Here is a 13,406-nt window from a genome sequence, read left to right on the forward strand (position 1 = left end):
TCACGCCTGTATCCGCAGGTCAGGGGCTGTTTTTCGGCCCGCATGACGCAGATGACGCAACGTCTTCCCTCTTAGGACAAAAGAGGGGTGTCTGTTGTAGTTCGGTGGCGCCTCAAAGCGTGAAGAAGGAGCCGCTTCGCGGCACGACCTTGGGCGGCGGCGGTGCCGCCGGAGCGAGCAAGAAGAGCACCCCGGGCGCCGCGTGCTCCTCTTGCTGTTCGGCGGAACGCCGCCCAAAGGACGCGCCGCGAAGCGGCCCCTTACTGCCTGTCCGGGCGCCGCGAGCGCGGGTTAGTACATCCGCTGTTGCTGGTGTGGGGTCGAGGTGGCCAGGCGGGTCATTTCGAGGTAGCGGCCCTCGCTGGTGCGGCCGGTGTCGATGAGGACACCGCGAGCGGCAAGCGTCGGCTGGAGGCGCTTGAGGCGGTCGGAGAGAACCTTTCCGGTGGTCGGCCACCCTTTGGGCAGGGCACGCAGTTCATCGCCGCTGTAGAGGCGACTGAGGCAGTGCAGCCACTCGGTAGAGGTCATCCGCTGCGCCGCGCCCGGCTCGATGGCGTCGGCATGCCTGAGCACGGTCTGAGCGAGGAGATCGCCCTCGATCACGTCGTCGTTCAGGTCGTCCAGACTGGCCCGGTAAGCGGTGAGCGCCCCCAGGCCGGTTGCCGCATCGAGCTGCGCGCACAGGCGAGCGAAGTCCGCCATCCGCAGATCGGTGGGGGTCTCCGCCTCTACCGAGCGGACCTTGACCGTGAGATCCAGGAGCGAGCCGAGAACAACGGGCAGAACCTCCGCGTACTCCGCCCACAGTTCCGCCTCGGTGCGCCGGACGCGGGGCCGCTCCAAACGCAGTGGCAGGAGCCGCTCCGCGAGGTCGGGGCGGATGACGCCGACGTCGATGCCGGTCAGGAGCAGGGGGCGGCGGTATCCGACGCGGAACACGTCCCCGTCGGTGAACAGGGCACGCTTGACGTTCTCGATGCCGGTGACGATGCAGCACATGGCGTCGGACAGGTCCGGCGTCATGTGGGAGAGGTTGTCCAGGGCCGTGACCCACCCAGCCGCCACTGCCGCGACCAGGTTCTCCTCATCCTTCGGCGCCCGCCGCAGGTCGCCGCTCATGCCCTCGATGATGCGCACGAGCATGCGGCCCCCGGTGGACTTGCCAGCGCCCTGCGGTCCGGTGAGGAACGGCGCGGGGACGGGCACGGACGGCCCGAGGCAGCCGATCAGCCAGGCGATGGCCAGGCACTCGGTCTCCGCGTTGGCGAAGTTGCACAGCCTGAGCAGGAGATCGATGCCCTTGCCGTCCGTGTCCTTGGCCGGCAGGGGCAGTTCGCCGGTGAGCTGGGTGCGCCGCCAGCACACCTCGCGCGGGTCCGGGATGGCGATGTCCCATCCGGTGGGGTGGATGCGGACGGACTTTCCGTCATCGCGGCCCAGGTCCAGCCACGTCGCCCCGTCGAATCCCGGAGCGACGCGGATGTGCACGGACTGTACGTCCTCGCTCATCGCCAGGGCCTCGATGAGGTCCAACGCCTCTTTCAGCGCGGTCCCGTTGAACACGCCGACCCCATCCTTGAACAGGCTGACCATGAGTTCCTGGCGGTGGCTGCCGGACGTGCCCTGGGAGCGGATCGGGCGGGCCACGGGGTGGCCGTTCCGCTGCGCGTACACGGTGCCGTCGGCGGTGCGGAAGTAGCGGAAATGCGCCTGCGCGTAGTCGGCGATGACCTCGCGGGCCGGGGTCTTGTCGTCGTCGGACATGGCTACAGTCCCAATCGGATACGGGCGTTGGTCCACGCATCGGTGCAGTGCCGGGGCGATTCGCCCTTGGCCTGCGCGGCGGTGAACAGCCGCGCGACATGGGCGTCGGTGAGGCAGCCACACCGGCCGTGCGTCGACAGCACGGCGAGGAACGTCCGGTAGACGGTGGTGTGGATCGCTCTGCGGGCCTCGGTGATGCGCTGCTCCGCCATGGTGATGCCACGTTCCAGATAGGTGGGCGTGCGGTGACGGCACTCCCCGCCCCCGGCGGGCACGGTGAGGACCTGCGGCGCCGGCCGAACCGTGGGTTCCTTCACGACCAGCGCGCGCACGACGTCCGGTAGCGCCGTCATGTTGCCGGTGCCGGGACCGAGCCAACGGGCGTAGGCCATGGAGGACTTGATGTCGACGCCCGACCGCACCGCGTTCGACGACTGCATGACGCCCTCGTAGATCCAGTGCTCGCCGCGCGTCGATTCCACGGTGCGGGTGACGGGCAGCGTCTCGCGGGCCCACGCGACAGCCGCCGCGTCGTCGAGGTCGACGACCGTGAGACCGGCGCCACCGGGGTGGTAGGCCACGGCCGCTGCTTCGCGCCACGCCCCCGCCCACTCTGGGGAATGAAGGGCGATGAGGTCAGTGGTGGCGGCGGCCCAGGCGTGGCATGGGCGGGGGCAGGTGCAGGCACCGGCGTGCTTCATGTTCGGCCGACCGCCGCATGCGTTCCGGGCGCAGGCGTGGCAGTTGCCGAACGGCACCTTCCCGGCCCGCAGGGGCAGGACCGGCACTCCGGAGGCCGCGAGCCGAAGCGCGGTGTCTCGCCGGATGTCGGTGGGTTGGGTCATGCTGGAGACCTCCACTGGTCTGTTGAGGACTGGAGACAAGGGCGGCCCCGGTTCTTTGGCGAGATGCGGGGGCCGCCCTTGGCGCAGCTAGAAGGGCGGTTCGTCGCTGTAGCCGGACGGCCCCCACGAGTGGAAGCCGCGGCGTAGCCAGCGGGGGCGGTGCGGCAGGGGCAGCAGCAGCCAACGGCGCTGTTCGTTCCAGCAGGTGCAGGGCTCCCAGTCGGTACCGGCGTACTCGCCGTTGTGGTCGCCGTAGTCGTGCTTGATCCCGCCGCCTCCCTCGCACGTGGTGCAGGCGGGGTCGGGGGTGTCGGTCAGAACCAGCGCATAGCGCGGCCAGCAGGTGACCTGGATACGCAGTCGCAACATGGGTGTTGGCCTCCCGTCAGCCGTAGAACTTGTTCCGCTTGATGACGGCCTTGCGGATGGTGACCGTTGTTCCGCCCCTGTGGCCGCTTGCGCTGAAGACCTGCACGGCAATCCATCCGCCGAAGATCACGGCGGCGAGGGTGATGAGCTGGGTGATCAGGGCGGTCAGGGCGGTGATGAATGTGGTGAGCAGGAGCAGTCCACCGCACACGGCGAGGAAGCCGACGCCTCCGAGGGCGACGTTCACGGCAGCGCGGGAGACGGGCGGCTTGGCCGCGACGGGTTCGGGCTTGGCGGGTTCGATGGCGTAGCCGGTGACGACGCGCCCGTCCGGCAGGACGACGCTCGCCACGGCCGGGACGGTGCCCGGTTGGACGGGTACGAGCGGCGCGGCGGGCGGGTGCGTGACGACGGGTTGGGGGTGGTGGACTTCGACGGCCGCGGATCGCTCAGGAGGGATCATGAGGGCTCCATCGGGTGAGCCGCGCGGGCCCGCGCCACGAAGGTGTGACGCGGGCCCGTGCGGGTGGGTGTCAGGCAGGTGTGAGGGGGTGTTACGCGGCGGGTGTGAGGGCGCGTAACACCGCGTCTGCCTAGGGGTTTGGGTGTTAGGCGGCGTAACACCGTTAGGGGTGTTACGCCGCCGCGAGGGCGGGGACGATGCGCCACCGGCCGGTGGTGTTCGTCGCCTCCAGGCGGCCCTCCAGGGCGGCGTCCTTCAGGCGCAGTGACACCCAGGAGCGGGAGAGGTGGTGTCGGTCGCACCAGTCGGTGAAGTCCTTCGGGCCGACGATCATCTGACCGTCGTGCTCGAACTCCTCCAGCGCGCGGGCGAACAACTGCCGCGCCTCTTCCGGGGAGGGCTTGTGTCCGCTCTCCTGCCCGAACAGCGGGACGTCGTCGCCGTCCTCCGGCTCCGGGAGTTCGGCTTCGGGGTCGATGTACGCGTCCTCCGGGTCGGCCAGCGGCCCGCCGTCCATGTCGTCCTCCCCGTTCACGAGGGTGAGCTGAGGCGCGTCCGTGTCGCTCGCGCCGGTCCGGCCGGTGTAGGCGCGTCCGGCGACGGAGGAGACCGCGCCGGCGGTGACGGGGTCGGCGTGCGCGCCGTTGCGCAGGGCCCACGCGGCGAGGGCCTCCATGACCTTCACGGCCCGCTGGGTGAAGCGGCGGGTGCGTGCCGGGGAGGGGTAGCGGTCCTCGGGGATGCCGGGGCTGACGGCGTAGCAGTAGCCGGGACGCCGGTTGCCCCACGCGCCCGGGTGGGCGCCGGCGGCCAGCACCTCGTCCGGCAGGGAGAACCCCTCGTCGCGCGCGTCGCAGCCGAGCGCGATCACGGACGGGAGAGAGGCGCGGGTGCTGGTCGACATCTGGTCGTACGAGGGGCGCTGAAGGGAGACGATCAGGGAGATTCCGGCGGAACGCGCTTCCTGAGCGATCCCGGTGAACGCGTCGTCGCCCAAGGCACGCAGGGTGTTGGCGGCCTCCTCAAACCAGGCCACCATGAACGGCATGCCCTCACAGCCGCACGCACGGCCGTCCGACCGGCAGGTGTGCTCGGGGTCGGTCTGCTGCTGCGCGGCTGACGGGGTCCACTGGCGGTAGCTGTGCGCGCCGAGCCAGCGCGTGCGGGCCGGGATGGCGGCGCTGACGGCCTCCACCATGACCTCGGTGTCCGTGCCGCCCTCGACACCCCAGTCCAGGCCGGGCCGCAGCGGCGCGAAGTCCTGGAACGCCTTCGGGTCGGAGAACATCACGATGACGTCCCGGCGGGAGAGGATCTCCGTCAGGAGGTTCAACGCGGTGTCACCCTTGCCGGAACCGGTTCCGCCCGCGATCAGCAGGTGGGTGGAGTTGCGGCCGGCATCCGGGTCACCCGGCAGCCAGATCACCAGCGGCGCCCCGTCGTCGTAGCGACCCAGATCAAGCGGGTCAGCGATCGAACCACCCAGGTTCGACGGGCCCTCCCACTCCACCACCTCAGACAGCATGTCCTCGGGCACGATCACCAGTTCACCGCGCCGTTCGGAGCCCGCGTCCGGGGTGTAGCGCACGGCGGATTTCGGCAGGTCCAGCACGGACGCGATCCGGGGCAGAATCTTGGTGACGTCCTCGTTGGTCTGCTCGCCCGGCTCCAGCGCGATGGGCGCGGTGACCCGGTTCGGCTCCACCTTCGCCGCGCCGATCTGCGCCCGCGCCAGCCCGACCTTGGCCAACAGGCCCTTGTCGCCACTCTCCCCGGCGGCCCCTTCGGGGTTGCGGCGCATGAGCATGCGTACGTTCCACGACAGCGCCATTGCCGGGCCGCCCATCAGGTAGAGGTCGTCCAGCGGTCCGGCGGTCGGCCCGGCGAGGCAGGCGGCCGTCAGCCAGGCGGAGCCTGCGGCCACGGTGATGGCGGAGTGCAGGCGGCGCTGGTGACTGGTCGACTTGCCCATGAGCCAGGTGGCGCCGGTCAGCGCCACTGAGCCCAGAGTGAGGCCGACGCCGGCGGCGGCGCTCTCGGCCCAGCGCCAGTGTCCGAGGACACCGGCCAGGCCGGTCCCGGCCATGCCGAGCCACGGCGGCAGGTGCGGCTTGGCGCGGTGCAGCAGGTAGCCGCCGACCCCGGAGGCGTTAGAGGCGCCCTGAAGCTGGATCTCGTGAAGCTCGTCGGTGTTGCGCTCAGCCATGACCGAGCCTCCTTACTGCTGAGCCCAGTCGATGACCGGCTGCTGCGGCTTGCGGGCACGGTGACGAACGCGGTTGATCTCTTCCTCGAACTCCTGCTGGAACGTCGAATAGCAGGCAGCGGCCTTCTTCGCTGCGTCCCGCAGGTCGTTCGCGGCACCCTGCATCTTGCGGGCCACCTTCGCGGCACGGATGCGGGAGCCGAACGCGCGGCCGTCCGGGTCCGGCACGGCCGCCAGCACGCCCTTGAGGATCTCGGCAGCCATGGCCACCTCGATCGACAGCGTCACACCGGCCGCGCGCAGGGTGTTGCAGTAGTTCCGCACCTGCGCCGGGGAGGTGAACTCCGGGGACGGCAGCAGGGATTGGGCGTGCGATCCGCCTCCGCCCGCGCGGGCCGTGTTCCGGTTGTTGTTCACGGTGACGTTGATCGGCGGGACGATCGAACCGCCCAGCGCGCCGAAGAAACCGCCTGCAGCGGCGCCCGCGTTGGCGAACTTGTTGGGCTTGTAGCTGCCTCCGTTGGTCGCGTCGATGCGCGGCCTGCCCGCCTGCTGAGCCTGCCGGTAGCGCCGGTTAGCGGCCCGGTTGGCCGATCCGTTGTCTGCCATCTGGCAATCTCCTTAAGGTCAGTGGGTGCGACGGACGATGAGCCACGCGGTCTGAGCGGCGATCAGGGTGAGCAGCCAGACCAGCTCAAGAGGACCGGCGAGCGGCCCGAACCCGGCGGCCAACGCCAGCCAGGCCAGCGCGGATGAGGTGAGGGCGGCCAGGCCGATGCGCCAGGCCAGGACGGTGCCGGTGCCGGGGCGGCGGCGCTGCATGAGCAGCAGCCACACCAGCGGCCCGGCCGCGAGCGGGGCGAGCACCAGGCCGGACCACCAGGCGATGACGTGCAGCAGGCCGGCCGCCACCAGCGCCACCAGGGCGAAGCCGGTCGGGGCGAGCGCGCGGCGGTGGTCCCACAGCATCAGCGCGAGACCGGCGAGCGCCTGCCGAATGAGGGAGGGACGTTCGGGCACCACGACCACGAACGGGTCGCTGCCCCGGCGGCCACGCTGGCGCGGGATGCGGACGGTGTGGACACTCGCGCCGCTCTTCGTGGCGCGGGTGCGGGTACGGCTGGACACAGCGGAACTCCCGGGTGAGAGAGGGAAGTTGGAGGTTGCGGGGGTGGTCACGCGGTCGGGCGGGGCAGCGCGCGGCACTTCTCGGCGTGCTGCTGCGCCCACTGCTTGACGGCGCCCGTCTCGTACGCCCACTTCCTCCAGCGGATACCGCAGCCCCGGCAGGTGGCGGTGGACTCCTCAGTGCCCTTGGCGACGTCCACCGTCAGATCCGGGTCGTGCAGCAGCTCGGCGGCGTGCGTGAGGTAGCGGGCGATGACGCCCTCGGGCCAGTCAGTCGTGGCACGCATGGGGTGTGTCTCCTGGAAGTTGAAGGGTCAGGCGGCGCGCTGTTCGTCGTCGGGGTACGCGCACGGCACGCACACCCCCAGCTCGGCGGGGATGACGTAACCGGCATCCGTCCGGCACTGCGGGCAGGTGCGGCGGGCGGCGTTGGCCTTGCCGAGCACCGCCCACTTGGCCGGCGTCATGGGCCGCACGGGCTTCGCGGCGTCGACGCGGTAGAGGTAGGCGACCAGCGGCGGACGGCGACGGCGTGGGCGTTCGATCTGTGCCACCACGTCCTGACCACCGGGCCGTAGCCCCTTCGCGCGGAGCTGGCGGCGGGTGGCCAACCCGTCCGGCGCCAGACGCCAGACGTAGACCGGAATGGCAGCCATCAGCGGCCCGCGATCGCCAGCTCAGCGCCGCCCCGGCCAGGGGTGCGGTGTTCGGCGTAGCGGGTAGAAACCCAGCCGACCGACCAGCCGCACAGTTCGGCAGCGGCCCGCACCGGCAACCCGGCCTCGAACGCGGCCCTCACGACCGCGTGGGCACGGTCCTCGGGGAGCTTCTCCGTGGCGGGGCCGGCGGCCAGCAGTGCGGCGCGTTCACGCTCGGCCAGCTCCTCGCGCTCAGCCTGCTCGCGGCGTTCACGCTCGGCCTGCTCGGCCCGTGCGACGTGTTCACGACGCTCCCGCTCGGCCCGCTCTTGTTCGCGGCGCTCGGTCTCCTCGCGCTCACGACGTTCACGCTCCTGCCGCTGCTGTTCACGCTCGCGCTCAGAGCGTTCACGAGCCTCGCGCTCGGCAGCCTCGCGGGCGGCTCGCTGCTCGCGTTCCTCGCGGCGGGCCCGCTCCTCGCGCTCAGCCTGCTCGCGGATCAGGCGGGCTTCGTGTTCACGCTGTTCACGCGCCAGCATCGCGGCATGCTCGCGCTCCTCACGAGCCAACCGCGCGGCCGACTCACGCCGCTCGACAACCGCCCGCTCGCGCGCTTCACGCTGTGCCTGCTGCCGCGCCTCCAACTCGGTCACCGCCGCGGCGATCGCACGCCGGTAGGCGAGCCCGGCCTCTGCGGTGACGATCAGCAGAAGCGGCGCGACCGCGTGCACAGCCACGCCCACCAGGTCGTTTCGCAATGCGGAGTCCGCGACATTCAGGGCGAGGGTCATGCAGCCGGTCATCCAGCGCAGGACGATCGGCCACCGGCCGCCGTGCCCTCCGAGCAGAGCCAGCACGGCATCGAGGCGGATGACGATCAGCACAGCCGCATCTACTACGGTCGGCAGGATCGGCGCCGTCCAGTCCCACTTGTCCGGGGTGTGCGCGGCGGCGAGCGGGGTGACGGTGAGGATCGAATACAGCATCGCGCCCGCCACGATCAGCCACGTGCCGATGGACAGCGCGCGCTCGGCTGAACGGATCTGAACGGCGTTCACGCGCCCGCCCCCGTCCATGAACGCACCCGGATCGCGGCGAGCAGAGTCACCTCAGAGGCGAGGTCGTCGGGGTCGGCGCTGTACTCCGTCCACTCCCACTCGGCGTCCGGTACCGGCTCGAAGCCGAGCACGCTGAGCGCTTCCGCGCGCTCCGTGAACGTCGGCACCGGCTCGGCCCGCTCGAAGCTGAACTCAGGCCACGGCGTGACGCCCGCGTTCAGCAGGACTACGTACAGCCGCCACCCTCCGTTGAACACGGACATCTGCGCCGTGAACTCCTCCGCCCTCACGCCCCGACCCCCGCGACCGTGACCGCGTGGTTGGTCAGCTCCACCCGCGCGGCCAGCGCCCGGCGGCGGGCCCGACGCAGCCGACGCTCGTCCAGCTCGGTCGGCGTGCGGTCGATCGTGGCAATGTGCGCGTCCAGCAACTCGATGTCGGCGAGGATGACCGGCATCTCCTGGTCGATGGCGTCCAGCTCCGCGTCCGTCGGCTCGTTCCAGTCGGCGAACGCGGTAACAGCATCCTGAACAGTGACGATGAGGCTCATTGGGTCGTGTTCCTCTCGATGGGTGAACGGCCCGACAGCGGCTCCCGGGAGGCACCCTGGGGGCCGCGCGCCGCTGGAGACCAGGGCTTCCGGCTCCCTGCCACCCCGCCCGTACGGCCAGTGCACGAAGCACGGCCGGACGGGCGGGGGAGGCAACCGGCCGCAGCGCTAGCCGCTGCGATGGCAGGAAGAGAGCGGACCGGATTGGCTGCGAGTGCGTGCGTTCCGCTCGCGGCCTCGGGTGTTGCACAGGCGCCGCCGGCCGGTCCAACACAGCGGCGCCCACATGGTTCGTCGAAGCATCGGCACTCCTAGGTCGAAGGAATCGGTACTGCGCTGCAAGGGGGACCCTGTCCCCACCCTCCGGCCGTTGCTCGCGGTCACCGGGCCACCTCGCCAGTACGGGCCGAAACCCTGTTCCACCTGGCCTTTAGCGGGATTGCAGCGTCCCCGCCCTATGCATTCGCGCGGCCCGAAGGCAGCCCAAAGAAGGCCCCTTCCGGCTCGCTGTCCTAGGACTGCGAGCGGCCTGAGATGAAGATGGCACGCTGTCCTAGGACTGTCAACAGTCCTAGGACTGTGGTTCACTGGTTCGCGTCGAGAGGAGTTCTGCGTGGCACCGAAGTGGCGCGAGCTGGCGGACAGGTTCGCGGAGCAGATCAAGGGCGGTCAGTACCCGCCGGGCGCCCAGTTGCCCCAGATCAGAGAGCTAGTCGAGGCGGGGGAAGGCTCAAAGGAGACAGTCCACAAGGCCTACAAGGCCTTGGAGGCTGAAGGCCTTGTGACGTCGACGCGCGGGCACGGCACCGTTGTGCGTCCGCGCGCTGCGCTCAAGCGGCTGGGTATCGCCCGGTACGACAAGGCGAAGTGGCGCGACGGTGACGAAGTCGCGTTCATCGCTGACCGCGTCGCATCGGGACGCGCGTACAAGCGCAACGAGCAGACGCAGACCGTGAGCCGTGTCGAGGCGGACAGCCTCGTAGCGGAGGGGCTGGGTGTCCCAATCGGCTCCGAGGTGTACGCGCGCGCCCGACTCGTGAAGGAAGGGGTGCAGCCGACTCACACCCTGACCAGCTACTACAGGCCGGAGCACGTCGAGGGGACACGCATTGTCGACCCCACCCCGGGCCCTGCCGGCCGTGGCGGTGGATACCGGGTCCTCTACGACGCCGGATACGAGATCGACCACATGAGAGAGGCCCTGTTCGCCCGCATCCCGACGGCGGACGAAGTACAGCTCCTACAGCTCCCCGCCGGCGAGCCCGTAGTCGAGCTGCACCGGACCACGTACACCGCAGATGGCACGGTGGTTGAGTTCGCGGTGGGCATTCACTCGGCTTCTCGCTTCGCGTGGGAGTACGACTTCAAGGTTCCCGACTCGGCACAGGACAGGAAGGGGCAGGAATGATCTCGGCACAGGCATGGGCGGATGCTCGACTCCTGTGGGACTACCACTTCATGCACCACGACCCACGGCCTTGTTCGGTAGCCGTGGGGCTGGGCAGTCACGACCTTGGCGTGGCCGACGTGACAGCGGAGCTGTACCACCAGGGCATGGCGCCGGTCATCGTCTTCACGGGAGCCACCAGCCCCACGACCCGGGCGCGCATGCCGCGCGGTGAGGCTATCCACTACCGAGAGCGGGCGTTGCAGCTAGGGGTGCCCGATTCCGCCGTACTCCTGGAACCCCGTGCCACGAACACCGGCGAGAACATCGAGTTCACGAAAGCGGTGTTGGCAGACGCCGACGTCAAGGTCTCGTCCGTCCTGCTCGTGACCAAGCCGTACGAAGAGCGGCGCTCGTACGCCATGATGCGGAAGCTCTGGCCCGAGGTCGAAGTGGTATGCGCGTCCACGTCGATGAGCTTGGAAGAGTACGCCGACTCCATCGGGGACGCCCGCATGGTGATCGACATGATCGTGGGCGCCCTGCAACGAGTGCTCGTCTTCCCGAGGTTGGGGCTGGCCATCGAGCAAGATGTACCAGACACCGTCGTAGCCGCCTTTGAGCGACTGTGCGTCGAAGGCTTCACTAGCCGACTCATGCCAGCTGACGTTGGTGCCCGCCCCGGCACGTGATGCCAGGGCGGGCAGCAGCCCGCCCTGAGCTTCGCCCTGCACTTTCCCTGCCTCATCAAGGCCCGCGCACGGCGCGGGCGCGCGCCGCCTCTGCGGCGCGGCCTGCCTCCTGTCTGCGCCCCGGCTGGCCGCGCCCGGCGGCTGCGGGCATGAAGTGGGGAGACACCCCTGTGGCTGGGGCGGTCGGCTCCACGGCTTTAGGCAGCCACTTTGGGGCGAGCCTCTAAGATCATGGCCCCAACGTCGTGCTTTAACGGGCAGGTCCACAGACTGCCCGACTCGCCGGAAGCTTACGGGGCCATGATCACTCGCCCCAAAGCAGCTCCAGCCCAAAGCCGCTCCGCCGACCTCGCGGTTAACGTGCTGCAATCACCCCAGCCGCCCTAGGAATAGAACGATAAACAGCAAAAGGGATCAACGAAACACCGGGATACTGCACCAAGTCGACGAATCCGGTTTCCGCCAGCGTCCGCATGTGTGCATTCATGAAAGAGGCCAGCTTTCCGCGTGAGACTGCACCGTTGGAATTAAAAAAGGCGTCATCGGGTTGGACGGGATCCTTTGAGCCGTAGTGTCCGACGCTTCCTACCACAGTCCATTCTTGCTCCTCAGTCCCGTAGCGCGCAAAGAGAATATCTGACTCTGAATCCAGGTACTGCCGACCTTCCTGCAATCGTGAGGTAATCAGGATGTCGCTTGATTCCACTGGAGACAGGTTCATGTGTAGTCCAGGCGCGAACACGCCACGGGAAACCTGAAGAATGGATCGGAGGTCAACGGCGTCGACAATGGTTTCACCGGATTTCATGCGGAAGTCCGGGATCGAGTCCTCCAGTTCTTCCCGTGTGACCTCGCCAGGCTTGGGCTTTCGCTGCTGTCCCTTCGGATTCTTCCCGCTGTTCTGGCGAGGCGGCGGGCTCTCCAGCGCACCAATTCCCTGTAGACCCATACTGACAGCTGCAAACGCAGAGAAGGAGTTAGCGACGTATCGGGAATCGAATAGTGACCCCGGCGCAGTGATGCGAACAAGTGAGCCCGGCGGAGCCATCCGTTGAATTTCTTCGGTGTTCCACAGGTCTGTATTGGTAACCTCTTCAGAGATGTCACGCAGAAGGGACTCTGACTCAAGGGCATCTTCAAGCATGGGGAATAGGGCATCGCCTAGCGACTTTTGAGTGTACCGCTCACTGCCAACCCCTTGAAAATGCTGCGCCACAGTTCGGGGCCCAACCGTGGTCCTTTTTTCCTCACGATCCGTTTCGCGCTCTTCTTCGGCAACTCCTCCTTCGAGCTGCGCGAGCATTGCTCGCACTTTGTCGGTGTCTACGTAAAGGAACTCGCGCAGAATCATCAAATGCCCTTGCGGTAGTCGGTACGGTGAGTCACGAGAGGGTCGTACAGGTAACTTCTATTGGTCAAGTGTGGCGTCTGCTCCGCTCAAATCACCTGTTGCTGTCCCTGCTGTGGCTGATCAAGTTGCTGTTCGCGCATTCTCTGTTCTGCGCGCAGCCCCTCTACAGTTGTCGCAAAGAGTTCGAGATTCACCTTCTCCTGAGAGGCATTGTAAGGGGCAATGCCCAGTTCTAGAGCCGTGATGTGCTGTTGGATACTGTCGGCCGTTTGTTGCAGATTGAATGCCCTCTCGCGAGGTTTGAAATATCCTGCGGCGGCCGTAATTACCGTGACAGTGAAACCCAAGCCGATAAGGACACCCTTGGCCGGTTGTGGGGGGTCGTACCAGGCCGTCACAGCTGAAATGGCGGCGGAGCTAACAAATAGAAGCCACTGCATCAACAAATGCAAGCGTCGGTAGTGGGTTGAATCCTGGCGCAGTCGAGATACTTCCGCAGGAAGCTTTTCCTTGTAAGAGGCTTGCCGGTCTTGGGGTGGCGGAGTGCGTTGTCGGATTTCAAGAACGTGACGCTCCTCGGCCAAGGCGAGTTCGAGTTTAAGTTCCCTGACGGAGGTTCCGGAATCTTCCCACATTTCGCTATCGAACTCACCGTAGAACTGCGCCCCGGTGGCCAGAGCCAGGACGACGACGCCTGCAAAGCAGATGCCATTTACTGCCGACGGTGTATCGCCGTGTAGCCATATGAAAACTTTCAACCCGGCCCACGACAGGATTAGGAGGAGTAGCGTTATCGGGGTTCCATAAAGCGCTAGCACCTGCAAGCGTCGATTTTTTATCCTTTGAGACAGGTCGGCAATTTCACGGCGATAACCAATGATCTCATCGGCAATTGATCCGCCGTCTAGCGCATTTTGCGAACGAGTCACTGCCAATCCCCCAATTTATGCAA

At 67.9% G+C, this 13,406-nt stretch carries 16 protein-coding genes; 2 read left to right on the top strand and 14 right to left on the bottom strand.

The annotated features are described in order from the left end of the window. Positions 1–291 precede the first annotated feature (291 nt). The 12 genes from AB5J49_RS15385 to AB5J49_RS15440 all read right to left on the bottom strand — a co-directional run bounded on the left by AB5J49_RS15385 (position 292) and on the right by AB5J49_RS15440 (position 9,024). Entirely contained in the window at positions 292–1,767 is a 1,476-nt protein-coding gene (locus AB5J49_RS15385; RefSeq protein WP_369169198.1) for an ATP-binding protein, read from the bottom strand. A gap of 2 nt (positions 1,768–1,769) precedes the next feature. After that, on the bottom strand, positions 1,770–2,612 hold the full coding sequence (locus AB5J49_RS15390) for a bifunctional DNA primase/polymerase (protein ID WP_369169199.1): 843 nt from the start codon (positions 2,610–2,612) through the stop codon (positions 1,770–1,772). A gap of 87 nt (positions 2,613–2,699) precedes the next feature. After that, on the bottom strand, positions 2,700–2,981 hold the full coding sequence (locus AB5J49_RS15395) for a hypothetical protein (RefSeq protein ID WP_369169200.1): 282 nt from the start codon (positions 2,979–2,981) through the stop codon (positions 2,700–2,702). 16 nt (positions 2,982–2,997) lie between these two features. Further along, on the bottom strand, positions 2,998–3,444 hold the full coding sequence (locus AB5J49_RS15400) for a hypothetical protein (RefSeq protein WP_369169201.1): 447 nt from the start codon (positions 3,442–3,444) through the stop codon (positions 2,998–3,000). Positions 3,445–3,616: 172 nt separating this feature from the next. Further along, on the bottom strand, positions 3,617–5,650 hold the full coding sequence (traB, locus tag AB5J49_RS15405) for a plasmid transfer protein TraB (RefSeq protein ID WP_369169202.1): 2,034 nt from the start codon (positions 5,648–5,650) through the stop codon (positions 3,617–3,619). Between the two features lie 12 nt (positions 5,651–5,662). Further along, positions 5,663–6,259: a plasmid transfer protein TraA gene (gene traA, locus AB5J49_RS15410; RefSeq protein WP_369169203.1), complete on the bottom strand. Its 597-nt coding sequence runs from the start codon at positions 6,257–6,259 to the stop codon at positions 5,663–5,665. Positions 6,260–6,277: 18 nt separating this feature from the next. Beyond that, positions 6,278–6,778, bottom strand: coding sequence for a hypothetical protein (locus tag AB5J49_RS15415; protein ID WP_369169204.1), 501 nt, complete (start codon positions 6,776–6,778; stop codon positions 6,278–6,280). A 47-nt stretch (positions 6,779–6,825) separates the two neighbouring features. Continuing rightward, positions 6,826–7,065 carry a hypothetical protein gene (locus AB5J49_RS15420; protein WP_369169205.1) on the bottom strand — a complete coding sequence of 80 codons (240 nt, stop codon included), beginning with the start codon at positions 7,063–7,065 and terminating at the stop codon, positions 6,826–6,828. Positions 7,066–7,092: 27 nt separating this feature from the next. Further along, the gene (locus tag AB5J49_RS15425) at positions 7,093–7,434 is read right to left on the bottom strand and encodes an RRQRL motif-containing zinc-binding protein (protein ID WP_369169206.1); all 342 of its coding nucleotides are present in this window, start codon (positions 7,432–7,434) and stop codon (positions 7,093–7,095) included. Further along, on the bottom strand, positions 7,434–8,474 hold the full coding sequence (locus AB5J49_RS15430; RefSeq protein ID WP_369169207.1) for a DUF2637 domain-containing protein: 1,041 nt from the start codon (positions 8,472–8,474) through the stop codon (positions 7,434–7,436). The genes AB5J49_RS15425 and AB5J49_RS15430 overlap by 1 nt, the downstream gene beginning before the upstream one ends. Next, positions 8,471–8,764 carry a DUF6303 family protein gene (locus tag AB5J49_RS15435; protein ID WP_369169208.1) on the bottom strand — a complete coding sequence of 98 codons (294 nt, stop codon included), beginning with the start codon at positions 8,762–8,764 and terminating at the stop codon, positions 8,471–8,473. Before AB5J49_RS15435 ends, AB5J49_RS15430 begins: the two co-directional genes overlap by 4 nt. Then, positions 8,761–9,024: a DUF6284 family protein gene (locus tag AB5J49_RS15440; RefSeq protein WP_369169209.1), complete on the bottom strand. Its 264-nt coding sequence runs from the start codon at positions 9,022–9,024 to the stop codon at positions 8,761–8,763. Before AB5J49_RS15440 ends, AB5J49_RS15435 begins: the two co-directional genes overlap by 4 nt. Positions 9,025–9,637: 613 nt before the next feature. Here AB5J49_RS15440 and AB5J49_RS15445 point away from each other — a divergent pair. After that, positions 9,638–10,432 carry a GntR family transcriptional regulator gene (locus AB5J49_RS15445; protein WP_369169210.1) on the top strand — a complete coding sequence of 265 codons (795 nt, stop codon included), beginning with the start codon at positions 9,638–9,640 and terminating at the stop codon, positions 10,430–10,432. Next, positions 10,429–11,103, top strand: coding sequence for a YdcF family protein (locus tag AB5J49_RS15450; RefSeq protein ID WP_369169211.1), 675 nt, complete (start codon positions 10,429–10,431; stop codon positions 11,101–11,103). The genes AB5J49_RS15445 and AB5J49_RS15450 overlap by 4 nt, the downstream gene beginning before the upstream one ends. Before the next feature lie 355 nt (positions 11,104–11,458). Here the strand turns inward: AB5J49_RS15450 and AB5J49_RS15455 are convergent, their stop codons facing one another. Beyond that, complete coding sequence (locus tag AB5J49_RS15455) at positions 11,459–12,454, bottom strand: hypothetical protein (protein WP_369169212.1); 996 nt, start codon at positions 12,452–12,454, stop codon at positions 11,459–11,461. Positions 12,455–12,540: 86 nt separating this feature from the next. Then, a complete protein-coding gene (locus tag AB5J49_RS15460) occupies positions 12,541–13,383 on the bottom strand; it encodes a DUF4231 domain-containing protein (RefSeq protein WP_369169213.1) in 843 nt (280 codons plus the stop codon). Between the last annotated feature and the right edge of the window lie 23 nt (positions 13,384–13,406).

This window comes from Streptomyces sp. R28 (genome assembly GCF_041052385.1).
In the GTDB taxonomy this organism is placed as follows: domain Bacteria; phylum Actinomycetota; class Actinomycetes; order Streptomycetales; family Streptomycetaceae; genus Streptomyces.